The organism is Pelolinea submarina (assembly GCF_003966975.1).
GTDB lineage: Bacteria > Chloroflexota > Anaerolineae > Anaerolineales > Anaerolineaceae > Pelolinea > Pelolinea submarina.
Genome location: NZ_AP018437.1, coordinates 1875595 through 1896849 on the forward strand (window position 1 = coordinate 1875595; position 21255 = coordinate 1896849).

The following is a 21255-nucleotide window of genomic DNA, read 5'->3' on the forward strand; positions in this document are numbered from 1 at the left end:
ACCTATTAAAGAATGAATAAACAGGAATGGAATCAGATAGTCGCAAGGTTTCCGCAGCCAAGTCTTTTACAGACCTGGGAATGGGGAGAAGTCAAAAGCCGGCATGGCTGGACCGTCGATCATAAAATTTGGCAAAACGATGCGGGAGAAGTGGTTGCCGCGGCTTTGTTGTTGGCACGCGAACAAGTCATTCCGATAATTAGAAAAAAGGTAAAGATTCTTTATTGTCCAAAAGGTCCACTGCTGGATTGGGATAATCCCATGCGTGTCCAGGTACTGCAGGACCTGCAGCAGTATGCAATTGACCAGGGTGCGATTTATATCAAGATGGATCCTGACCTGGTCGTTGCTAAAGGGTTTGAAGGGACGGCATCTTTTATGCCTGATCCGCACGCAATCAATATGGTCCGGCGGATTGAGAAAAGCGGTTGGATGCTTTCATACCAGCAAATTCAATTCAAGAATACTTTCTGGATTGACCTAAAGCCCTCCGAAGCGGATTTATTAGCGAACATGAAGCAAAAAACCCGCTATAACATTCGCCTGGCCGAGCGCAAGGGTGTGCAAGTCAGACAAGCCGGAATAGATGACCTCGAAATGATTTACGCCATGTATGCAGAAACAGCCCTGCGCGACGGTTTTATTATTCGACCTAAGGGATATTACATGGATGTATGGCGGACGTTTATGGAAGCGGGAATGGCCACACCGCTTTTGGCTGAGGTTGAAGGACAAACGGTTGGAGGATTATTCCTGTTCCACTTCAGCAGCCGATCCTGGTATATTTATGGCATGTCGCGTGATTTGCATCGGGAAATGATGCCAAATTATTTACTCCAGTGGGAAGCTATCAAGCTCAGCAAACAGAAGGGCTGTGATACTTACGACCTGTGGGGCGCGCCGGATAATTTCAATGAAACCGATCGCATGTGGGGCGTCTATAAATTTAAAGAAGGCTTGGGTGGAAAAGTTGTCCAAACTAAAGGCGCATTTGACTACCCAGCCAGTCGATTTAAATATAAAATAGTTCAGAACGTTTTACCGCGAATATTGGCGGTCACGCGCAGTATTCGCAGGAAGCAAATTCAGAACGAGCTGTCTGAATAGTGGTAAAGGGAAGATGAATCTCGATATTGAAACAACAGTAAGAACGATATTTTTCATGCTGCTGGCAGCCGCAGGTGTATTGGTCGTAATGGCCGTACGCATTTTCCGTGAAGCCGGCCGCTTGCGTTTTTTTCTGAAGAAGCGCGCATTACTCAGCCAAGCCTGGCGTTTAATATTTATTGCCATCCTTGTGATTGTAGGTGCATTTCTGATCAATGGTTACGCTGAACCGGTTACTTACAAAGTGTTTGAACCATCCCCGACCGCATCATTAACCCCGACCATCACACAGACCGCTACGGTTACACAAACACCTACCAGCACACAGACCCCAACCGTCACCGCTACGCTGGAGTTTACCGTAACACCTGAGATGCCTTTGATCATAAGCCAGGAATTCACTTCGCAGATAACGCCCAATCCCAACGCAGTCTTCAGCACGCTTTCCTTTGCCCGCAGCCTGACTGAGGATTACCTGCCCATAGATGCGGCTGATACGTTTGAGAACCCGATTGAAACAATTTATGCTTCGTTCTCGTATGACAGCATGTCGGTTGGAACGCAGTGGACGGCAATGTGGTACCGCGACGGCGAGTTGATATATTACGAGACTAAACCGTGGAATGGTGCTTCGGGCGGATACGGTTATTCAGATTGCACGCTGCCGGCTGAAAATTGGCTGCCCGGAAATTACGAGGTGCAGATGTTCATTGGCGAACAATGGAAGTCATCCGGTACGTTTGAAATTACGGGTGAGGCACCTACGCCGACCATGACGCCAACGCTGACGGCGACATTAACATTGACCCCGGCACCCAGCTCGACGGTTACTCCAACCGTGCCCGGGACGGCGATCCCGACTGCCACCTCGACAGCAACACCAGCGCCGAGTCAAACGGCTGGACCAACCGCCACAAGCGCACCCACGCGCACTATGACACCAACGAAGTCCCCAACACCTACGTTGGTGCCAACAGCTACGCGCCGATCGACTATTTTCCGTTGATCTTGGATAATTCTACGGCAATCAGACCTGCAATGTGCGCGTTGTTTTTCAACAATGCCACGTTGGTGGTCAGACTGCGTGAATGACTCTTCTCACTTACTTTTGCCAATAAGAATGGCGTGATTTTCGAACCCTTGATGCCCTTTTCTTCGGCTTCTTTGACAGCATCCAGGATAACTCCTTCAATCTCCTCCGCAGGAATAGCCAATTCAGCCGGCGGCGGGACGGTCACCAGGATGGTGGCTTTCAAACCGAATTCCCATTGGGTCAGGGCGATTTGAGCGACTTCGGCAGCCGTCTTGGCGTTGTAATCAGCCGGTAGGCCGCTGCTGGTGGAATAGAAGGCAGGCAGGTCGTCTGTCTGGTAGCCTATCACGGGAATGCCGTAGGTTTCCAACACCTCACGGGTAGCCGGCAGGTCCAGGATGGCTTTAGCACCGGAGCAAACCACGATCATGGGAATTTGTGCCAGTGTAGGTAAATCCGCGGAAACGTCCATCAGATTGCCGCGGTGCACACCGCCGATGCCGCCGGTGGCGAAAACGCGTAATCCAGCCTTGTACGCAATTTCCATCGTACCACTCACTGTTGTGCCGCCATCGCGCCTGGCAACAATCGCCGCGGCAATGTCCCGGCGGCTGACTTTAACCGGGTTTTTAGTTGTGGAAATATATTCCATCTGTTCAGGTTCCAGACCGACTTGAATATCACCTTGCGTCAGACAGATAGTAGCCGGTACCGCACCGGTTTTGGAGACTTCCGCTTCCATGCCGAGAGCTGTATCACGGTTCTGCGGATAGGGCAGCCCGTGGGTAATCACGGTTGATTCCAATGCAACGACAGGACCGTTCTGGTCAAGTGCCGATTTAACCGCTTTCTGGTAATTAATTTTCACCATTAAATTGTATTTCTCCTATGTTTTCTATATTCACCTTGACGGAAATATTGTAAATGTTTTTAAAAATCCGGGAAAGGTAATCACCTAATTCGGATTTAAAATCCTTGGCTGAAGGTTCAGGTTTTTTTTCTGAAAGCGGTGAGCTGCATAATTCAGGGAGAAGCGAGCGCCTGCGGCGGCGCAGGAAGCCACCCTGATTTTTCCACTGGAAGAAACTTCCAGGTATAGGGTACAACCGGCGATGGTGTGTTGTTTGATGGGTACGGCGGATGGATGGCTTGGAAAGGTTTGCTTGCGCTGAGGCTGGTTTTTCCATTTTGAATGCTCGGCGTAAATCCGCAATAGAAAAATTCTGCAGAAAAGACTGAATTTCAAGGTCCAATATTCCTTCAAAGAGGTCTTCCCAATTCTGATTTTCAAGGCCGACGGATGCAATTAACCCATAATCCGAGGAAGCGTCGCCGGAGGTGGCATTATCTGTTGGAAACAACAGATTGCATGTTAGGCGCAGGTTGCGCCAATCGACAGGCCGACCGGCTTTATCCATGCCATGTAGATGCAGGGTGAATGCAAGGGGGCTTGCAGGAAGAATGGTAATGGCTTTCTCACCATGACGGAAAAATGCAATATTGTCTGTATCCGCAGATGGCAATACGACTTGCGCATAGCCATCATTGCGATTGATCAATATCGCGTTATCCGGTTCAAGCAATAAATAACAAGGGCCACCTATGCCTGTGAGAATTTTCCAGGCATCCGATTTTTGATAATTAGGATCCAGGGTTGAAATAAGGGGATAATCCTGAAGGGAAAAGAGACAACTGCGCAGATAGTGTTGAGCTGCCTTGATTTCAGCAAGGCCAAGTGCACGACTTAACAAAAATGACGCAAGGAGGAAAACTGTCCAGGAGATAAGTAGCACGAGCACTAGATTGAGCAGAGTAAAAACGGAAAAATAATTTCCAAGCATTTCCTGCCATAAATCGGAACCCAGGCTGGTTGTGCCGCTGGTTGAAGATGGCCACAAACTGGGGAGGGTTGGCAGCGGATTTGCAATGGATGAAATATATGCCAGCAGCGACCAAAAAATAAATAACAAAATCAGCCATAAAGCCAGACGCAAAAACCCGGACTGCGGTTCAACCTTCAATATTTCTTTTTTGATACTCATATGGTCCTTTCCATGACTTCCTGTGAGGAATAGGTCATGTTTAGGTACCAGACATTGGTCAGGTAGACCCGAATGAACGGAATTTTCAAATGAGCGATTTCAGCCAAAGGTTTATTATCCAACTGGGCAGTTGAGGATGGCCTTTTTTCGGAATGGGCAGGATTTAAATACATGTTCATATCGAGGAGAATGTTTTGGAAGCTGTTCCCGCTTGCACCGGATAAGAAGGCTGCCAGTGGCGCTTTCTGCATTCGTGCTGACCAATATGCGCAAATTTGTTTGGTTATGATGGCATTGATTGCCGGGGAAGCCGGACCGCTCATATTGTTTTGCGATAGTAATTTTGCGATATCCAATAGTGTCTCAGATATAAATTCCCCATCTTTACATAAACAGTATTGGATAGTAAATACAGGAAACACTTCCTGGTGATCGGCTGTAACCGAATGTACCATCTGCGCGCGTAAATGCCGGGCATGAAAGCTGGTGTAATTCTCACCGGATTTCCGCTTGGAGAAAGGATTTTCTCCCTCTTGTGGACCGCAGCTTATTGTTTGCATTCCTAAAGGAAAACTGGTGGTGATGCTTTCGCCAAACCGTAATTCATGGAATCCGGAACTTACGACCCGGAAGTCACCCCTGGAGTTGACTATTGAAGCGGCAGAATCAGGATGGATATACACGCAGGCATCGCGCGGTTTGGTATTCAACAGGAAATAATCCTGATCGATTTGCCCTTCCTTGATTGACAACAAGGAATTACTATGCAGGAATATCGTTTTTAAAACTTGAACCCAATGAAAACTGCTCTGAAAAAAAGAGGCTTTCGGCTGAATATAAAAGAACAGGATATAAAAAATGATTGAGCTGAGTAAAACGGCAAACGCTATCAATAATATAATTTGCCAGTAGCTGCCGGCCTGGCTGAACAAAATTATCTGAACAAGAGTTAAAATTCCGGTAAGGATAAAATAGAAGAAGGGTGTTTGCTTTCTGGATAATTGCATACCAAGATTTTATAATAAAAACAGACCTTGAACAAATTGAGAATTCTTAAATGATTAAAACACTGCAAAAACTGTTTCCTTATTTCCTCCAGTCTATAGACTGGGGAGAGTTGCTAAACGGGATTGTGTTCATCCTGTTGGGTATGGCATTTACGTATCATTATGGATATCAGGTATATTGGAGAAATTTCATTCAGGTCGTCTTATGGTTCGTGTTCTATAAGGCAGGCATCTACAGCCTGAACGCTATCTTCACGAATACGCTGTCAACTGTTCCGTTGGATGGAGGTTTTGGCCGCTTATCCCCGGCGCAATTCAGAGAGCTGTTGGAGAGATTCCTGTGGATATTCGCGATTTTATTTATTGCTATGAGTTTTGTTCCATTGACGCAAATGATCGGTGAAGATGGCATAAACCGCCTGACGTTGATAATAATCGCTCTGATTTATTTAAGTGATCTGCTCTTTCTGATTGATAAAACCAGAGAATTATTAAGCGGTTTCCAGGAACTATTCTATGGATTTGTGACTGCTTTCCTGCTGCCCTCATTATTCTTCAGCTTTACCCGCGATTATTTAAAAGTCAGCCTGATTATGATAGCCTTCCCGCTTTTCCTGCAATTGATTGCGTGGAAGGTTTGCAACAATCTTGAAATACTGCGTATTTCGAAGAGAATTTCCGCGGGAAGTATGCTGGAGCGTCTGGATGCGTTAAATGGACTTTCTGTCACAACGACTTTGCTGCTGCTGGGCAGCATCACCGTGTTTCTGGATCAGGAATTGCTTCCGCTCTGGTCGAAATTGATAATACTTCCTGCGGGCTTGTTATCTGCCTGGTTGGTATTCCGCAGTATAAAAAAGCAAGAGCCCAATTGGGATTGGGCACTGTTGATAGTACGAATACTGCCGGCTGTTTCGGCTTTAACAATGTTTGTCGGCCTCTGGAACCATTAATAAAACGCATACAAGGATAAAGGCCGGTTCAGGATATAGTAAGCCTAGAAAAAAGGAGGCACACTATGATTCTCAAAGAAAAAACAAAAGCGCCGGATTTTTCACTGGTGGACGAAAAAGGAAATACTGTCAGTTTAGCGGATTTCAAAGGAAAACCAGTGGTTTTATATTTCTACCCCAAGGATGATACGCCCGGTTGCACAACTGAAGCGTGCAGCTTTAGGGACGATTACAGCCAATATAAAGAAGCAGGAGCGGTAATCCTCGGTGTCAGTCCGGATTCCGAAAAGTCACACGCGAAATTTGCCAGCAAACACCAATTACCATTCACGCTGCTGGTCGATGAAGACCATAAGATTTGCGAAGCTTATGGCGTGTGGGGACGCAAGAAATTCATGGGACGCGAATATGACGGCGTATTCCGTACCACGTTCCTGATTGATAAATCGGGCAATATCGCGAAAGTGTTTGAAGGGGTAAAACCTGCTGTACACAGTGCAGAGGTGCTGCAGGCTTTGGCCGAATTGGAAGCGTAATTTATTTCACCCGCAGCAGCGTTTTGCCGCTGGACCACAGATCTTCGAGTTGGTAAAATTCACGCTGCTGGGGTGAAAATACATGCAAGACAATATCTGTATAATCGACAGCAATCCAGCTGTTGGTGGAAGAACCGACAATTTTACCTTTCAGATCATATTCCTTGGACATGGCGTCATTAGCTGCCCTGACCAGGCTTCTTAACATTCTGTCGCTTGTACCTGAGCAAATTACAAAGTAGTCGGTAAAAATCGCAACCCCCTGAAGATCGATAAGAACAATATCCTCGGCTTTTTTGTCTTCAAGCGCGTTTACCAGATCACGCGCGATTTCTAATGTGTTTTTTTCGTTCAGCATTCACCTCAATAATTATTACTTCGAACCAATTTTAACATAGATACCTATCGTGAGGTAAAAGGGATTGTAAACAGGGTTTGATAAATGGGACCGCTCGGGGTTAAATCACTCTTATAAAAATGAAGGGCTTCAATGGGTTGTGCACCAATGGTAACAGAATGATGCGTACGTAAAACATCCCCGATTATTCCCCTTTCAGTTGGTGAGGCGGATTGCCTCAACCTGCCGATTGTAATGTGCGCGGAAAATGGCCGGCTCTCGGTTGGATAATTCAAAACCGCGCATTGCTTTTCCACGATTTCTACCAACCTAAACAAAGCATGGTTCCCGTCCAAACCCAACCAGATGACCTGAGGTTTCCCAAAGGAAGGGAAAGCGCCTAAGGTTTGGATCGTGACGGGGAAGGAAGAGAAATCAGATAAAGCATTGCTCAGTAAAGGTTTGATGCTTTCAATGTCGGTTTGCCTGAATTCGCCGATGAATTTAACCGTAAGGTGCAGGTTCTTCGGATCAACCCATTTCACCGCATTGGGTGTTGAGGATTTTAACTCGGAGAGTAATTTATTAATATGGGATAAATTGGTATCTGAAATATTGCAGGCGAAGAAGGTGCGCAATGTGGCTGATTTCATGACACCAGTATATAAACAGGCGAGATGGGTGTCAAGGTTGGGCGCGGTGGTCTAGGCACTTGCTTTGAAATATGGTATAAGATGGATACCCTGCTGTGCCCGTGATGCGGCTGTCATCGTTTTGAGCCAACACTTTAAAAAATGGGCTCTGATTTTTCGGGTGCAACGCGATAGGCGCAAGCCAAGGCGAAGCTTACGAGGCAGTGCCCGTCCTGCTCTTGCAGGTTCAAAACTTAGTCGCACACGACATGGCGGGGAGTTTTGTTTAAAAAGAATGTCAAGTCATTTCGATGACTTGACTTTTTTTGTCCCTTGGAATAAAAATAATGACACAGGAGAGTTTTATGGATGAAAAATTGATTTTCCAAACAGGATCACAACCCGGAAAAGAAGTCCTTCTTTCCGGTGATGAAGTCACTATCGGACGCGACCCGGAAAACTCTGTGGTTTTAGAGGATGTACAAATTTCCCGGCATCATCTGCGAATTTATCCTGATAAGCAGAATTGGCTGATTGAAGATTTGAAGTCGACCAATGGTACAACCGTGAACGGAAAAGCTTTAAGGAAAGCTCAGAAGCTGAAACATGGCGATCTGGTTACCATGGGGGAAGATAGCACCTTTGAAGTGGTATTGAAAACCGAAAAACCTAAAGAGGCTGAGCCCACTGCAAACGCAGAAGTACAAGAGAAACTGAGAATTAAACGAGAAAAACGGAATGACGTTGATCCAATGACGGATAACCCAATTGAGGACATAGAGGAATTTGTCGATGAAGAAAAGGACACGGTGAAATTCCTCGACAGATATCCAAAATGGGCAATCATCCTGATGATTGCCATAGCGTTTATCATTATCTTCTGCGTTATCCCAATGGTTGTGATTGAAGTATCGGACCAATGGTGCAACCTGTTCTCCGGTTTCTTCAACTCCGTCAGCCCGGGCGTCTGTCCGTAAATCTGTAAAAGCGAATATAAAGAACCCGCGAAATTATTTCACGGGTTCTCTTTTTATACTTAGGTCACCATTGTCAAAAAATATAGTTTTCTTTTTCCTGGTTTTATCAGTAAAGGATGCAAATGACTTGCCGAAATGGAAGTACTTTATATTTTTTCTTCAACATCAATACAATAACGCTATAGTGTTGAAGCGAATTTCTTCCATACCGTAACTGCAATCACAACACAACTGGCCGATATAAAGTAAATGGCACCCTCGATGATCCAGATATTTGAACTGTAAGACGATAGAATAACAGTGGCTGTGTCCATCAATGCATGCAGGAAAATTGCAAGCGGAAAGAGCCAGAAGCGCCGTCCGCCGTTCTTTACGGCAAACCATACGAGAACCGATAAGGAGATATGAAGGGCCACGGCGGCAAAGCGCTCAATTGAGCCCATTAAAAAATCTATGGGCTGCGCTTCCGCGAGCGCCGCTATTGTTGCGTTGACCCTTTGTAATGCGGCTGGATCGGTGATTCCGACGGTTAGTTTGCTTCCCATACCATTGTTGAGCGTAACGGCCATTACAATATGCGATATCATATTACCCACGAGAAGATAAATGGCTTCAAATCCTCCGTGCCCGGCGCCGTACATTAGGGCATTAGGATTGTTGCCCAGGTTCTTTTTCAGCACCGTTTTAAAAGCAGTAAAGCGGCCAGTCTCTTCAAAAAGCCCGGCCATTAGACCAACGTAGATACCGTATACCCATATATTGCTCGTTATTGCTCTGCCGGCTTCAGATGTTAATACCAAGTTGTGAATGAGACTTTCCAAAATCAATGCAAATAGAATAAATATCGCGCACCCGACAAAGAATGGCAGGATATCCGCTTTATATTTCTTCCTGAATACAAGAAACAATACAACGGGGATAGCGATTCCTATAAGTGCGGAGACTGCCATGAATATGATGGATAATATAGGTACTGTGTAATTCATTTTTATTCCTTCCTTTTTATTATTGTCTATATCAGCACAGCGAATAAATATCCCGTCCCAACCATCAGAACATTGCTGAGGCTATGCATTAAAACTGGATATATAATGCTGCGGCTCTCTTGATAGACCATACCCTGTACTGTGCCTATCGCAAAAGCATAAAAAAGTTGAGAAACATTCGCATCTATGGCGAAAGGGGACAGAGACAATTTGATATGTGCGAATGCGAACAAGAGGGAAGCTAAAATGACCTCCAATGAAATATTCCACTTTATGTCCACGCTTTTCCCAATCACGTGGATCAGCACAGTGACAGGCAATGCGCGAAACAAGATTTCTTCAGCGGGCCCGCTCAATAGTAATTGAAAACCCAGCGTTCCAAGAACATTTCTTTTATTCAATGCGAAATCATAGGTTAGAGACTGACCGCTGGTATATAGGCGTAAATGGAATGCAAGCGATATTATCGTTAGAGCTGCAGTGAATATGGCAAAATAGCGCACCCCCTTCTTTCGGTCCCCGAGCTGAAAGCCGAAATTATCTCTCAACAGCCTGCTTAATACCGCAATAACAGCCACTCCAATGATCAGCATGACTATATGATGAACAGATTGCCACGCAAAAGCATTGTCCGGGTCAATTTTCTGATAGGAGAATGCATCAGCAATCGCCCCTCCGGCTTTGCCGGCGAATTCCTGAACAATCAGCAGCACGATAACCGCAATAATGACTCTCAACGGTTTGTTAAGTTTTAAAAAGCTGAATTTTGACATTTTGTATCTTATCTATCCTCCCGTTCATAGCCACTGGTATCATACATAAAAAAGCGATACCTAAAAAATTACAATGAAAACAGCAACCAAGCTTTTAGGACCTGACTGCTGTTTTTGGTTGACACTACAATCGCACTGTTACCACAAAGCTATCTTTGAAATAATAAGTGCTCGTGTAATGTCCATCAAGTGGAGATGGCGGGAATCGAACCCGCGTCCGAAAGAATAGAGCCTCGAACTTCTACGAGCGTAGCGGATCTTTATTTTCACTGCTGGATGGGAGACCCTCAGCCAATTTCAGCAGCCAGCCGCTTGGACCCGAAAGCCCTCTTTTGTGCATTGCGCGGCCTTATGCACAGCACTCCAACTTTGTGGCGCCTATCCTATGACCGGTCGGAGTTCGGTTCAGGTAGACGTGGTCGCAATGACCATTCGCTGATTCCTAGCTTATGCAGCTAAAGGAAGAGCAGCATAGTTTGTGCTTTTGGCACTTGTGTTTTGTACTGATTTCACGAGGTCGGTACCTCTCGGCTCGCCGTCCGGGTTCAGCCTCTCCCGTCGAAGCCTGGCATCCCCGAAGACAACCCTATTATACAGCACGAATATCAGATTTAAATAAGAGCGAAGTTCCGGATGAGAATTCAATGTAAAGGAAATAGACTTTCGCTTGCAAAGTTGATTCCATCGCTGATGAGATACATGTTCAAAGCTTCCTCATCCATTTGCAGGGGCTGCGTGATGGCGCCGGCTGCGCGGGTGAGCAGTTCGCAGTAATACGCATAATTAACGCTGCGGGGGTCAAGCGGGATATGTTCGTGCCAGGCGCTTACACCCGGTTTCCCCAGTGTGTATACCAACGGGATTCTCTGGCCCAAGCGGATTGGCTGGCCGATATCCTCCAACTGCTGCGCGGCGATGGCTGCCACTGAGCGCACCCGGTAGGCGCTCAATTCCTTGCTCATGCGTTTGTGCACCACCAGGTCTGCCGTCCGCACCCTGCCGGCCCTGAGGTTTTTGTACCGCTCCAATACCAGGGATAGGGCACGCGGCAGCAGGTTGTGTAATTCCCGCACGTTGGCGGCGGTTTCAAAGATGCCCAGCAAATCCTCCTGCATGCGCGTGATATAGGCGGGTGTGTCGTGCTTGCGTATCTCAATGCCCCGCACGGTGCTGCTGCCGTCCTGCTTGGTTCCAAAATAGCGGTTGGGGACGGTCATGTGGCTGTCCTGTTTGGAGGGCAGGAAAGCTACCCAGCGGTAGATGCAGTCCAGGGCGATGGGCAGCGAGGTCTGGTCGACGATTTCGTTCAGTAGCGGCAGAAAATCATCCGGCTGGCTGCAGCCCTCTTTTTTCACCCAGATGCCGTCTACGTACAGGTGCAGCACGGTGAAGCCCATGTCTTCCGCGGCTTCCTTGGCGCGCAGCAGCGCTTCGCGCCCCAGCGCCGAAATGGCTTCGTGCGATTCAATGCGACCGAACTTGGCGGCTTTGTAACCCATGTAACCGAAACAGCATACCAACAGCATCTTCAGTGAAGAAGTCCTGGCCTGATAATAGGGCTTTTGCGGGTCGTCGGGCGGCAGGGAGAGCAGGTGCTGTTTCATCGCCACCCTTTTTTCCAACAAGGGTCTCAAAGTAATGGGTATCAGCCCGGGCGGGAAGGGAGAGACTCCCAAATCCTTTGGAACGGGCAGCTCCGGAGAGATGTTGCAGTAGGTCATGATGCTGGGGTAAAGCGAAATGAAGTCGATCATCCCCACGTTTTCGTGGATGCCCTCGATGGGTTGGTAGACCAGGCCACCCTGATCGTTGCGCAGCAGCTGGTAAGCGTTTTTCACTTCCTCGCCGTGGGTCTTCTGCCAGGGTACCAGCACGCCCTGCCTGAGGGCGGTGATGACCTCCATCATGTTGATGCCGGTACCGGGCGAACAGCGCGCGGCGGTCTGAATGGGCAGGCGCGTCACCCGTGCCATCTCCAGCGCGCTGGCCAGGTCGTAATCCTGCCACAACATGGAGTTGCGGCTGTCGATGTGGCAGCGGCCGAAGAGCAGTGTTTGCTGGCTGCGGTAAACGATGCGGCCATAGGAGAAGTAAGAACCCTCTTTCTTAATCATCACCGATCGGTTGGGGTCACGGTTGAGGTTGAGCGCGATACCGGTGCGCTTGGACATATCGAGCAGGTAAGGCAGCAGCCAGATATCGCCGCTGTTGGTCAACAGCAGGTCCGGGTCAAAATTGGTCAGAATGGAATTCAGACGGATGAGCGATGATCTTTCATATTGAATGGGAATGCGGTGTTCCTTGTCGTTGAAGCGAATGGTCAATAATTCCGGTTTCCCATAGCGCGGATCGCAATCCAGGTCAATTTGCAGGGTGCGCAGCGGGGGCGGGGGCGGGTCGAGTTCCCAGGGAGAATCCAGCACTTCCAGCGCCTGGAGTTGTTCTTCCTCATGGGTGACACGGCAAAGCGCCAGCGGGAAAGTTTTGAAGCGGGAAGCGTAGCGGATCGCGATGGGAATGTCCGCGTCGTAGTAATCCAACCTGGGGAACTGCTTTGCAACGCGCCGCACCAGCGCAGTGATGTGGATAGGCTGCGTTTCCACCGCTAAAACGGGAATTTGACTTTGGCTGTAGAGGTCTTTGCGGTTGGTGAAGAATATCCTGGCCGAAGGGAAGTGCGATTGGAGAAATACGCCTGCCCGCTTTAGTTCCTTCTCCTCACCGCCGATGTAAAAGGTCACCGGAAAGACCTGGCGCAGCCTGACCCGTTTTGTCTCTTCCGTGATGAACCAGAGCACAACACCCGCCTGCGGATCCTCATAAAGATCCAACAGCCAACCGGAAAACTCAGCCATTTTCCTGATGGGATTGGGCCTCGATCAGCTGGCGAAGGCGCATGACTTCCTTATGCTCCTCGAGCAGCATGGAGAGCAGGGCCACCTCGAAAGGCAGGGCATGCGAGGCATATGAAAGCGCGGCAGCGTGTTTGCGGGCGGCGGCGAATAATTCGTCCAATGCCAACTGGTCGCTGCGCCGCAGCGCCCGGCGGAAACGGCTGAACGATTCCTGTTCCTGGATCAGGTATTGGTTTGCGGAAGGAATAGTGCGGCCCATGCTTTACTCCCACAACCCCGGCTGCTGTGGCGCGGCCGGCCGAGCTTCCGGCTGCCACACGGAATTGGCGGATTCCAGGAGCATCTGCATCAGAAAAGGACGCTTATCCGCTTTGGCGGGTGGAAAGATGCATACCAGCACAGGAGAGCTCGCGCTGGCCTGCGTAAGATGGCGGATGGCATCGGTCATCAGGCGCCGGCTTTGCCCGTCATCCACGCTTTCGTCGTAGAAAGTGTATAGCAGATCCAGTATAAAGATGGGGCAGCGGTAATCGCTCAGGTTGTGCAGCATGGCTTCCATTTGGAAGCATGTGAACGCACGTGAAATATAAATCCGCCCCAGTACTTCTTCCACGCGGTTGTTTTTGCGCCGGATGGCACGGTTCAGGGTGAGGACATTGAAAAGGTTGCCGCCGTCTATCACACGTATTGGACTGCGCTGAGCCGAATCGGCCATGAGAGCAAAAATATCCCGTACCCGGTAGCGTGGAAATGCCAGGACAACGAGTTGATTTAAGGTAATTTCTTGCAGTGAAATGTTCATATCTTTATTATAGAACAAGTATTCTATATCCGCAACCCACTTACACGTGCTGCCGCAGGGGGATTAGCGGGGGTATTTATACTTAAAGTCGTATAATAAACGGTTGCGCTCACGACCGGAACTGGAAGCATGTATGAGGCGAGGCCAGGACGTAAATTTTCTAGAAATGGTTGTGTTAAAGAGATGTTGTATGAAAAACAAAGTTTGCAAGTTTATTAGTGTTATCAGTGTGGCTCCTATAATCTCGCTGTTTGTGCTAACTGCGATTTATCTGCATGACAGGAGTGTGTTTGGCGGCGTTCTATGGTATGGCATTTCCATTGTGTTCCTGACAATTCTGCCGATTTCGGCATATCTTTTGGAGCATATACTTCCTGCCTATAAGACCCAGGGAAGAAAAGGCGAGAGGAAATTGGCTTTTGTGATGTGTATCGCGGGTTATGTCCTGGGTACCATTGTGGGTTTGTTGTTCCACGCGCCACAGGGAATTCAGTTATTGTTTGTTTCCTATCTGGTATCGGGAGGGCTGCTTGCCCTAATCAATAGCTTGATTAAATTCAAGGCCAGCGGTCATGCCTGCGGTGTGGCAGGCCCCTGCGTGGCTCTGATTTATTTTTTCGGTTTAAAGACATGGTATGTCATCCTGCTATTGATCCCGGTTTTTTGGGCAAGGATCGCCATGGGCCGGCATACATTCAAGGAATTAATATCCGGTGCTATGATAGGTGCGACGGGTACGTTGCTGACGATACTTCTTTTTATGCATCTATAAGCGCTGTAAGACCGTACAGAAATAGATAACAAGGGTTACTTTACAGGGGTGCGCTCCAACGGTTTAATTTTTAGCAGGCAGGATGCATTCGGGCAGGTCGCTGGCGGGATTGTTGACCAGCGGACTGACCGGATAGGCCTCCATTTCGCTTTCCGGGAAAGGCTTCAGGAGGGCAAGCAGTTGGGGGTCGGGTTGGTTGTTCAGCCATTCCCAGCCTGTCTCCGCGTTCAGGATGACCGGCATACGGTTGTGGACCGTACTGACCAGGTTGTTGGGCGCGCATGTGATGATGGCGCAGGTTTTGGCTGTTTGCCCGTCCGGTAAACTGCTGATATCCCACAAACCGGCAAAAGCGAAAGGCTTATTATTTTTCAGGTGGAAATAGAAGGGTGTTTTGGGCTCTTTGGCTTGGCTGGAGGCTTGCCACTCATAGAATCCGTCGGCCATGATCAAACAGCGCTGTCCTTTTTGCATAAGCCGCCGGAAGGATGTTTTCTCCAGGATGGTTTCTGAACGGACATTGATCAGGCGGAAGCTGTCTTTTTTGTCCTTAACCCAAATTGGTAAAAGCCCCCATTGCATCAGGTCCAATTTCCGTTCCTGTGGATTATCTACAACCGGAATGAGTTGGGTAGGGGTGACATTGTAACGGGGTTTCCAGTTCTGTTTAACGGATTCCTCAATCGGAAGGTCAAATTCCAATTGAAAAGCAACCGGATCGGAGATGATTGTAAATCGACCACACATATTAACCTCTCAAATAAACGCTTTTTTTAAGCGCGGTACGTCGATTTTACCAACACCGGAGGATGTCTATAAGGTGGAATAATGGTAGATAATTTTGCTGTCGGAAATGCCAATGGTGTCCATGCCGGATTTTACCGTGCCGTCTGAATAAGTCGCTTCCCAGGTGAAGTAACGGGTAGGATCCTCACCGCTCAATTCTGTGATTTCGAATGCGGCATTCATGTAATCCACGTTGAGCAGTTGGGTGTAATAAGACTTCAACGCACTCTGGCCCTGAATGGTCCTTGCGGCAGTGATGTGAATCGCGTCATCGGTGTAAAGCTTTGCGATGGCGTTAATATCGGTGTTATTAAAAGCGTTGATGAGCGATTCGGTAATATCCAGATCTGGGTTTGGATCAGTGGGCCATTCGTAATCAGCGATGGTTTCCCAAATGAGGGGAAGCTTTAGGCGACAATAATCCCAGCTCCAGAAGCTGACCCCGCTCATATTCAATTCAACGGCTTTATCCATAAACTCAGTAATGTCATCTGCGGTCGGATACCAGCCGCTGCCGCCGTAAGCTGCCCCGGTGGGAACTAAAGGGCGGAAAGGCGACCAGTTTTTTGTGAATTGACTCAAACTCTTTTCAAGCTGCTCACCCGGATTATGGGCTTGTTCCCAATATACCTGGGGCATGTTCAGATCGCACTTGGAGAGGAAATCAGACCAGGGCAGGTCGTTGTGATAATCAGGATAGCGATAAGAACTCAGCGCCATGGGAAAATCAGGATAAGCGTTGCGCAGTTCGTTCATAAACGTGCGACAGGGAGTGTATTTTCCGACATATTCACCCTCTGCGTCGATTACGTAGCCTGCTAGCGGCAATTTGCTGATCTGGCGGATGGCTGCTTTAGCTTCATCTTTTGGCAAGTCCCCGAAAACATAATGCCAGCCCCAGACTTTGATGTCCCGCTTGGCTAATTCTTCCGCCAGGGGGCCAACCAGGTCAGCACCGGTACTGGAATCGTAGTTGTAATCGTAAATCCCATTGGCGATTTTAACTAAAACGTAACTTAATCCAGCGCGGTAGGCGGTATAGGCAATCTTTTCGATATCCCCATCTTCACAATTGGGAATCTTCCAGATGTAAAATCCTTTTCCTACAGGCGCTGTCATTGATTATTCCAATCCCGGATTTCCGACCAGGTCCAATTCAGAGGCCGCGCCCCGCATGGCTTCAATCACATTGCCAACATGTTCCCAAAGCTCAATGCCTAATTCCTGCGCGCCCATTTCCATTTCTTCCCGGCTGGTTCCAGCCGCAAAATTAAGATTCTTCCATTTTTTCTTTACGGAAGAGACCTTTAAATCAAGAATGGAACGAGAAGGCCGGATCAGAGCAACTGCGGTAATCAATCCGGTGACTTCGTCACATGCAAACAAAGTTTTCCTCAGCGGATTATCGCGTGGAACGCCGGTTTCGACGCCATGGCTCAAAATGGCCAACACCATTTCCTCCGGTACCCCGGCTTCGCGTAGAATAGGTGCGCCCGCCGATGGGTGTCTCTCCAGATCGGGATGGATCTCAAAATCGAAATCATGCAGCAATCCAGTGTTGCCCCAGAATTCCACGTCTTCACCAAATTTTGCGGCGTAAAACCGCATGGCCGCTTCGACCGCAAACATGTGTTTGCGCAGGCTGTCTTTTTGAACGTACTGATACATTAATGTTAAGGCTTCGTCGCGATTCATAGTGTATTTAATTATATATGGGAACGAGTATTTGAAAAGAAAAAAACGAGAAACACCTGAGATTTCTGTAGGAAATATCCAAGGATGTATAGAATTAAAAACAGAAATATTAAAGATGTTTAATTCGTGGTTTCAATTGTGAAATTAGTCCAGCATTATATTCATCTCCGCCCTGGCAATTTCCACTGCGGAAGATTTTTGGTTCGATTCCCCATTCTCTAAGCTGATCACAAGCTGCCAACATTAGTGAGTTTGCGATAAAGAGCGTAGCCAGAGTTGAAAGCGGACCCGATTTTGTCCCATCGGAGTTAACTTCCACACTCGCATCGCCAACAGGGACGTGGTTGTTGATAGTGATATCGCAAACATCCGCGAGATGCAGGCCATCTTTTTGCCGGGAAGGGTTTTCAAGATAAGAATAAGAGGTTATTCCAATAACAGTTGCCCCAGATTTCTTTGCCGCCTGGGCCATTTCAATGGGGAATGAGTTGATGCCTGAGGTAGAAGCAATTAAAAAGGCATCTCCGGGCTTGACCGGGTATCTCTCCAATACAAGATGCGCATAACCACTCATCCGTTCTATTTGGCTGCTTTTTACAGCACCTTCATGCAACATCGCACTTGTCTCAAAAATAGGATTGATCAAAGCTAATCCACCGGCTCTATAGAAAAGTTCTTCTTCGATCATATGCGAATGGCCGCATCCAAATACATGCACCAGACCGTCTTGTTTAAATACTTCTGCCAAGACGGTTCCGGCTTTTTCAATTGCGGGTGATTCTTCTGAAAAAATGGTTTGGATGATTTCCGCTGTATTATCGTAGTATTTCTCAATAAACATTATTTACTCTCATAAAAGCTGGGATGAAAACAACTCGACGTGAAAGAGGTATCGGTCACTGCGGTATTTTGATTCGACGTATTCAACAACTTGCCCGTTTACATCAAATGTCTGCCGCTTGGTTAATAAGGCACTGGACGGGCTATCGTTTCCTAATAGACGCTTTTCCCAATTGGTCAGCGTGGCAACTTCAATGGTCTGTGAAGCGTGATTAAGCTTGATACCGCATTTTGTCGCGAATAATTTATACAAGGATGTGCCATTGGTGATGGCTTCTGCTATAACCGATCCAATTTCTTCACGCATGTAGCAATTTTCGATTGCCATGGGTTCTCCATCAGCCAGGCGCAACCTGCGAAGGACATAAGCCGGATCGTTGGTTTTAATGCGTAATTTTTCGCTGATATAGTCGTTTGCGATAATTGAGTCAATCGCGAGAATTAGGGAATCCGGCGACAATTTCCTTTCCCTCATATCTTCGGAATAACTGGTGAGCAACGTCAGGTTTTGAGGGATTTTTTCCACGCAAATAAAAGCACCTTTTCCCTGAATGCGGTAAATAAGGCCTTCGCTTTCAAGCTCGGTTAATGCTTTGCGAATCGTAATACGGGAGACATTGAATTTTTCTCCCAATTCTCGCTCGGAAGGAAGACAATCACCGTTTTTTGCTTCCGGGCGATTGATAAATTCCCTCAGAGATTCTTTAACCTGAGTAGATTTATTCTTTTTTTTGTTATTTTCAGCAGACATAGGCTATTTATATCTAATAAAGTGACAGTTGATTCATTATCCTATCAGTTTCTAATCCGGATTTTATTATACCTGATGTTATATATATTGCCAGAATATTTTAAAATTAATAACAAAAGGTTTATAAAATCGCTTAAATTCAGCGAAAATAACCATTGGTATTGCCTTAATATATAACAAGTGGTATAAATGCGGGTATCTTACGAAACCATCGGCAATTATATGTTCAAAAAAGAAAACATTTTAACCAAAGTAAAAGCGGGGAATTGGACTGAAGCTATTCGTATAGCTGGCGGTTTGCTTGAATCATCCGGAAGCATTACCTCAAAATATACAGACGCTATGATCGACGCGGTAAAAGAGATGGGCCCTTACATGGTCATTCTGCCGCATTTTGCATTAGCACATGCCGCGCCTTCAAAAGAGGTACTAAAGGATGATTTCGCTCTCATTACCTTGGAAGAACCGGTTCTGTTTGGCGTGCCCAATGACCCGGTTTATATCATTCTGGCGCTTTGCGCGAAAGATGGAAAATCGCATATGGATTCATTAGCGAAGATAGCCAAGGTCCTGATGGAAGAAAATACCATCCAGGAGATGATCGATGCAAAGACTCCCCAGGAAATCCTTGATATTACCGAGAAACATCTTTTATGATAGTGGAAAATCATACTAAGATGTTTCTGTTTTTCAAAAGGAGAAAATAATGGACAAAATCAAAATTCAGACAGTATGCGGGTTTGGCTGTGGTTCGTCGCTATTTTTAAGAATGAAAATCGAGGAGGTGCTAAAGGAAAACAATATTAAGGCAGATGTCTTTTGCGGGGATGTTGGAACTTGTCTGTCGCAACCCTGTGATGCAATCTTTATCTCAAAAGATCTCTACAGCCGAATTGAAGGTCGTGCAAAAGTCACAGTCGTTCCCATCGATAACTTCATGGACAAGAACGAGGTCGCCACAAAGACAATGGATTTTTTCAATGGAATTAATAAAGAATAAATAAATCAATAGGAGAGAAACGTGAAAATTTTGAATTTTATTATTAATGAAATTTTTGGTCAGGGTGCAATTTTCCTGGCTTTAATTGCATTGATTGGCTTGCTTCTGCAAAAAAAGTCATTTAGTGAAATTGTGCGCGGCACAATGATGACAGCAATTGGTTTCTTTGTACTTTCTCAAGGTACTGGAATCATTACGGGAAAATCAATTGACGGTTTGGCAAGTGCTTTCAATACGATTATGCCTTCCGCCAACGGTACCCCTGATATTGATATGTCCCAGTACGGTACTGAGATTGGCATTGTTATGATTATCGCGTTTGCTGTCAACTTGCTGTTTGCTCGCTTCAGCAAATGGAAATCTGTTTTCCTGACCGGCCATATGTTGTATTGGTTCCCCTATGTGTTCATCGCTGCTGGTGTAGGTGCTGGACTGGTGGGTTTTAAACTGGTGGCCTTGGCTGCTGTAATCACTTCAATTTACATGATTGTGGCGCCCAATTTGATGAAGCCGCTGGTGAAAGAAGTAACCGGTGATGATAGCTTTACCATCGGTCACCCAACCACGACGTTGTCGGTTATCTCCGGATATCTGGGAAAAGCAATCGGTAACAAGGAAAAGTCGACAGAATCATTAAAGTTCCCCGAGAGCATTAACTTCTTGAAGGAAGTATCCATCACCGGTTCTATCGTCATTTGCCTCACCTATATTGTGATGAGTTTTATCCTCAAGGCGAAAGGTTTTATCCCTGCCGAAGTATGGGGTTATGCCGGTGCTTCCACGGGTGTTTTCACTTTCATCTTCACAAAATCTATTTACTTTGGTGTCGGTGTCACCGTCATGCTGTTGGGTGTGCGCATGCTTATCTCTGAAATTGTGCCCGCGTTCAAGGGTATCGCTGACAAGGTTGTACCTGGCGCCATCCCCGCTTTGGATTGCCCAGTCATCTTCAATTATGCTCCCAACGCTCTGATCATTGGGTTTGTGGTTGCCATGATTACCTCAACCATTACCATCATCCTGACAGCAGGTATGTTCCCGACCGTCATCATTCCGTTGACGTTCACCTGCTTCTTCGAAATTGGTACTGCGGCTATCATTGGTAACGGCACCGGTGGTGTCCGCGGCGCTGTGGTAGGCGCGGCCGTATCCGGCGTTATCATGGTCTTCCTGGTCGGCTTAGGTTCCTATTTCTTCAACAACACAATCAATAACTGGATGCTCGTTTATGGTGGCCAAGACTTCTCGTTATGGGGTATTGTCACCGGCTTAATCGCGAGATTAATCGCGTAACATTCCAACAAACCAGATTCAAGTAAATTGAAGACAGATATCTGCTTATTGCAGGTATCTGTCTTTGTTTGTCGGTAA

24 protein-coding genes and 2 other RNA genes are annotated in these 21255 nt (G+C 47.0%); 10 read left to right on the forward strand and 16 right to left on the reverse strand.

Annotated elements, in window-relative coordinates; translation table 11 throughout:
- Positions 1–12 precede the first annotated feature (12 nt).
- Together Pelsub_RS08240 and Pelsub_RS08245 are read left to right on the forward strand one after the other, a co-directional pair.
- Positions 13–1107, forward strand: coding sequence for a lipid II:glycine glycyltransferase FemX (locus Pelsub_RS08240; protein WP_116224204.1), 1095 nt, complete (start codon positions 13–15; stop codon positions 1105–1107).
- 13 nt (positions 1108–1120) lie between these two features.
- Positions 1121–2113, forward strand: a complete 993-nt coding sequence (locus tag Pelsub_RS08245) for a hypothetical protein (protein ID WP_126440456.1) — start codon at positions 1121–1123, stop codon at positions 2111–2113.
- Here Pelsub_RS08245 and Pelsub_RS08250 read toward each other — a convergent pair.
- The 3 genes from Pelsub_RS08250 to Pelsub_RS08260 are packed head-to-tail and all read right to left on the reverse strand — an operon-like array spanning position 2100 to position 4934.
- A complete protein-coding gene (locus Pelsub_RS08250) occupies positions 2100–3011 on the reverse strand; it encodes a pseudouridine-5'-phosphate glycosidase (protein WP_116224202.1) in 912 nt (303 codons plus the stop codon). The two genes, Pelsub_RS08245 and Pelsub_RS08250, sit on opposite strands and share 14 nt — an antisense overlap.
- Positions 2998–4182: a hypothetical protein gene (locus Pelsub_RS08255; RefSeq protein ID WP_116224201.1), complete on the reverse strand. Its 1185-nt coding sequence runs from the start codon at positions 4180–4182 to the stop codon at positions 2998–3000. Before Pelsub_RS08255 ends, Pelsub_RS08250 begins: the two co-directional genes overlap by 14 nt.
- The gene (locus tag Pelsub_RS08260) at positions 4179–4934 is read right to left on the reverse strand and encodes a hypothetical protein (protein WP_126440458.1); all 756 of its coding nucleotides are present in this window, start codon (positions 4932–4934) and stop codon (positions 4179–4181) included. The genes Pelsub_RS08255 and Pelsub_RS08260 overlap by 4 nt, the downstream gene beginning before the upstream one ends.
- 305 nt (positions 4935–5239) lie before the next feature.
- On the opposite strand from Pelsub_RS08260, the gene Pelsub_RS08265 reads away from it, so the two are divergent.
- Both Pelsub_RS08265 and bcp read left to right on the forward strand, forming a co-directional pair.
- Positions 5240–6142, forward strand: a complete 903-nt coding sequence (locus Pelsub_RS08265; RefSeq protein WP_116224199.1) for a hypothetical protein — start codon at positions 5240–5242, stop codon at positions 6140–6142.
- A gap of 65 nt (positions 6143–6207) precedes the next feature.
- Positions 6208–6678, forward strand: a complete 471-nt coding sequence (bcp, locus tag Pelsub_RS08270; RefSeq protein WP_174233254.1) for a thioredoxin-dependent thiol peroxidase — start codon at positions 6208–6210, stop codon at positions 6676–6678.
- A gap of 1 nt (position 6679) precedes the next feature.
- On the opposite strand, the gene rsfS is transcribed toward bcp, so the two are convergent.
- Both rsfS and thpR read right to left on the reverse strand, forming a co-directional pair.
- Positions 6680–7036, reverse strand: coding sequence for a ribosome silencing factor (gene rsfS / locus Pelsub_RS08275; RefSeq protein ID WP_232528583.1), 357 nt, complete (start codon positions 7034–7036; stop codon positions 6680–6682).
- Positions 7037–7080: 44 nt separating this feature from the next.
- Positions 7081–7668, reverse strand: coding sequence for an RNA 2',3'-cyclic phosphodiesterase (thpR, locus tag Pelsub_RS08280; RefSeq protein ID WP_116224198.1), 588 nt, complete (start codon positions 7666–7668; stop codon positions 7081–7083).
- An 84-nt stretch (positions 7669–7752) separates the two neighbouring features.
- Here thpR and ssrS point away from each other — a divergent pair.
- Both ssrS and Pelsub_RS08290 read left to right on the forward strand, forming a co-directional pair.
- A non-coding RNA gene (gene ssrS, locus Pelsub_RS08285) (6S RNA) lies at positions 7753–7930 on the forward strand.
- Positions 7931–8012: 82 nt separating this feature from the next.
- Positions 8013–8624: an FHA domain-containing protein gene (locus Pelsub_RS08290; protein ID WP_158675042.1), complete on the forward strand. Its 612-nt coding sequence runs from the start codon at positions 8013–8015 to the stop codon at positions 8622–8624.
- A gap of 179 nt (positions 8625–8803) precedes the next feature.
- Here the strand turns inward: Pelsub_RS08290 and Pelsub_RS08295 are convergent, their stop codons facing one another.
- The 6 genes from Pelsub_RS08295 to Pelsub_RS08320 form a co-directional block, all read right to left on the reverse strand.
- Positions 8804–9610 carry a YhfC family intramembrane metalloprotease gene (locus tag Pelsub_RS08295; RefSeq protein WP_116224196.1) on the reverse strand — a complete coding sequence of 269 codons (807 nt, stop codon included), beginning with the start codon at positions 9608–9610 and terminating at the stop codon, positions 8804–8806.
- 26 nt (positions 9611–9636) lie between these two features.
- Complete coding sequence (locus Pelsub_RS08300) at positions 9637–10383, reverse strand: CPBP family intramembrane glutamic endopeptidase (protein ID WP_116224195.1); 747 nt, start codon at positions 10381–10383, stop codon at positions 9637–9639.
- 187 nt (positions 10384–10570) lie between these two features.
- Positions 10571–10959, reverse strand: a transfer-messenger RNA (tmRNA) gene (gene ssrA / locus Pelsub_RS08305).
- Between the two features lie 65 nt (positions 10960–11024).
- Complete coding sequence (locus Pelsub_RS08310) at positions 11025–13238, reverse strand: DNA polymerase domain-containing protein (protein WP_116224194.1); 2214 nt, start codon at positions 13236–13238, stop codon at positions 11025–11027.
- A complete protein-coding gene (locus Pelsub_RS08315) occupies positions 13231–13497 on the reverse strand; it encodes a hypothetical protein (RefSeq protein ID WP_116224193.1) in 267 nt (88 codons plus the stop codon). Before Pelsub_RS08315 ends, Pelsub_RS08310 begins: the two co-directional genes overlap by 8 nt.
- A gap of 3 nt (positions 13498–13500) precedes the next feature.
- Positions 13501–14040 carry a hypothetical protein gene (locus Pelsub_RS08320; protein WP_126440460.1) on the reverse strand — a complete coding sequence of 180 codons (540 nt, stop codon included), beginning with the start codon at positions 14038–14040 and terminating at the stop codon, positions 13501–13503.
- Between the two features lie 190 nt (positions 14041–14230).
- On the opposite strand from Pelsub_RS08320, the gene Pelsub_RS08325 reads away from it, so the two are divergent.
- The gene (locus Pelsub_RS08325) at positions 14231–14812 is read left to right on the forward strand and encodes a hypothetical protein (RefSeq protein WP_116225006.1); all 582 of its coding nucleotides are present in this window, start codon (positions 14231–14233) and stop codon (positions 14810–14812) included.
- A gap of 63 nt (positions 14813–14875) precedes the next feature.
- On the opposite strand, the gene Pelsub_RS08330 is transcribed toward Pelsub_RS08325, so the two are convergent.
- The 5 genes from Pelsub_RS08330 to Pelsub_RS08350 form a co-directional block, all read right to left on the reverse strand.
- Entirely contained in the window at positions 14876–15559 is a 684-nt protein-coding gene (locus Pelsub_RS08330; protein WP_116224191.1) for an SOS response-associated peptidase, read from the reverse strand.
- Between the two features lie 66 nt (positions 15560–15625).
- Positions 15626–16717 (reverse strand): nuclear transport factor 2 family protein, encoded by a 1092-nt coding sequence (locus Pelsub_RS08335; protein ID WP_116224190.1) that lies wholly within the window; start codon positions 16715–16717, stop codon positions 15626–15628.
- Positions 16718–16720: 3 nt separating this feature from the next.
- The gene (locus Pelsub_RS08340) at positions 16721–17293 is read right to left on the reverse strand and encodes an HDIG domain-containing metalloprotein (RefSeq protein ID WP_116224189.1); all 573 of its coding nucleotides are present in this window, start codon (positions 17291–17293) and stop codon (positions 16721–16723) included.
- A gap of 109 nt (positions 17294–17402) precedes the next feature.
- The gene (locus tag Pelsub_RS08345; RefSeq protein ID WP_116224188.1) at positions 17403–18134 is read right to left on the reverse strand and encodes a sugar isomerase domain-containing protein; all 732 of its coding nucleotides are present in this window, start codon (positions 18132–18134) and stop codon (positions 17403–17405) included.
- 9 nt (positions 18135–18143) lie between these two features.
- Positions 18144–18884, reverse strand: a complete 741-nt coding sequence (locus Pelsub_RS08350) for a GntR family transcriptional regulator (protein ID WP_116224187.1) — start codon at positions 18882–18884, stop codon at positions 18144–18146.
- A 189-nt stretch (positions 18885–19073) separates the two neighbouring features.
- Here Pelsub_RS08350 and Pelsub_RS08355 point away from each other — a divergent pair, with 189 nt between their 5' ends.
- The 3 genes from Pelsub_RS08355 to Pelsub_RS08365 are packed head-to-tail and all read left to right on the forward strand — an operon-like array spanning position 19074 to position 21177.
- Complete coding sequence (locus Pelsub_RS08355) at positions 19074–19541, forward strand: PTS sugar transporter subunit IIA (RefSeq protein WP_198418326.1); 468 nt, start codon at positions 19074–19076, stop codon at positions 19539–19541.
- A gap of 49 nt (positions 19542–19590) precedes the next feature.
- Complete coding sequence (locus Pelsub_RS08360) at positions 19591–19884, forward strand: PTS sugar transporter subunit IIB (protein ID WP_116224186.1); 294 nt, start codon at positions 19591–19593, stop codon at positions 19882–19884.
- Positions 19885–19905: 21 nt separating this feature from the next.
- Positions 19906–21177: a PTS ascorbate transporter subunit IIC gene (locus Pelsub_RS08365; protein WP_116224185.1), complete on the forward strand. Its 1272-nt coding sequence runs from the start codon at positions 19906–19908 to the stop codon at positions 21175–21177.
- Positions 21178–21255 lie beyond the last annotated feature (78 nt).

Excerpts from the sequence above, each read along its gene's own strand:
- Pelsub_RS08325 (WP_116225006.1), top strand. The coding sequence starts at position 14,231 with ATGAAAAACAAAGTTTGCAAGTTTATTAGTGTTATCAGTGTGGCTCCT.
- Pelsub_RS08355 (WP_198418326.1), top strand. The coding sequence starts at position 19,074 with ATGCGGGTATCTTACGAAACCATCGGCAATTATATGTTCAAAAAAGAA.
- Pelsub_RS08240 (WP_116224204.1), top strand. The coding sequence starts at position 13 with ATGAATAAACAGGAATGGAATCAGATAGTCGCAAGGTTTCCGCAGCCA.
- Pelsub_RS08350 (WP_116224187.1), bottom strand. The coding sequence starts at position 18,884 with ATGTCTGCTGAAAATAACAAAAAAAAGAATAAATCTACTCAGGTTAAA.
- Pelsub_RS08345 (WP_116224188.1), bottom strand. The coding sequence starts at position 18,134 with ATGTTTATTGAGAAATACTACGATAATACAGCGGAAATCATCCAAACC.
- bcp (WP_174233254.1), top strand. The coding sequence starts at position 6,208 with ATGATTCTCAAAGAAAAAACAAAAGCGCCGGATTTTTCACTGGTGGAC.
- Pelsub_RS08330 (WP_116224191.1), bottom strand. The coding sequence starts at position 15,559 with ATGTGTGGTCGATTTACAATCATCTCCGATCCGGTTGCTTTTCAATTG.
- Pelsub_RS08245 (WP_126440456.1), top strand. The coding sequence starts at position 1,121 with ATGAATCTCGATATTGAAACAACAGTAAGAACGATATTTTTCATGCTG.
- Pelsub_RS08360 (WP_116224186.1), top strand. The coding sequence starts at position 19,591 with ATGGACAAAATCAAAATTCAGACAGTATGCGGGTTTGGCTGTGGTTCG.
- Pelsub_RS08290 (WP_158675042.1), top strand. The coding sequence starts at position 8,013 with ATGGATGAAAAATTGATTTTCCAAACAGGATCACAACCCGGAAAAGAA.
- Pelsub_RS08340 (WP_116224189.1), bottom strand. The coding sequence starts at position 17,293 with ATGAATCGCGACGAAGCCTTAACATTAATGTATCAGTACGTTCAAAAA.
- Pelsub_RS08250 (WP_116224202.1), bottom strand. The coding sequence starts at position 3,011 with ATGGTGAAAATTAATTACCAGAAAGCGGTTAAATCGGCACTTGACCAG.
- Pelsub_RS08265 (WP_116224199.1), top strand. The coding sequence starts at position 5,240 with ATGATTAAAACACTGCAAAAACTGTTTCCTTATTTCCTCCAGTCTATA.
- rsfS (WP_232528583.1), bottom strand. The coding sequence starts at position 7,036 with ATGCTGAACGAAAAAAACACATTAGAAATCGCGCGTGATCTGGTAAAC.
- Pelsub_RS08300 (WP_116224195.1), bottom strand. The coding sequence starts at position 10,383 with ATGTCAAAATTCAGCTTTTTAAAACTTAACAAACCGTTGAGAGTCATT.
- Pelsub_RS08295 (WP_116224196.1), bottom strand. The coding sequence starts at position 9,610 with ATGAATTACACAGTACCTATATTATCCATCATATTCATGGCAGTCTCC.
- Pelsub_RS08255 (WP_116224201.1), bottom strand. The coding sequence starts at position 4,182 with ATGAGTATCAAAAAAGAAATATTGAAGGTTGAACCGCAGTCCGGGTTT.
- Pelsub_RS08335 (WP_116224190.1), bottom strand. The coding sequence starts at position 16,717 with ATGACAGCGCCTGTAGGAAAAGGATTTTACATCTGGAAGATTCCCAAT.
- thpR (WP_116224198.1), bottom strand. The coding sequence starts at position 7,668 with ATGAAATCAGCCACATTGCGCACCTTCTTCGCCTGCAATATTTCAGAT.
- Pelsub_RS08310 (WP_116224194.1), bottom strand. The coding sequence starts at position 13,238 with ATGGCTGAGTTTTCCGGTTGGCTGTTGGATCTTTATGAGGATCCGCAG.
- Pelsub_RS08320 (WP_126440460.1), bottom strand. The coding sequence starts at position 14,040 with ATGAACATTTCACTGCAAGAAATTACCTTAAATCAACTCGTTGTCCTG.
- Pelsub_RS08315 (WP_116224193.1), bottom strand. The coding sequence starts at position 13,497 with ATGGGCCGCACTATTCCTTCCGCAAACCAATACCTGATCCAGGAACAG.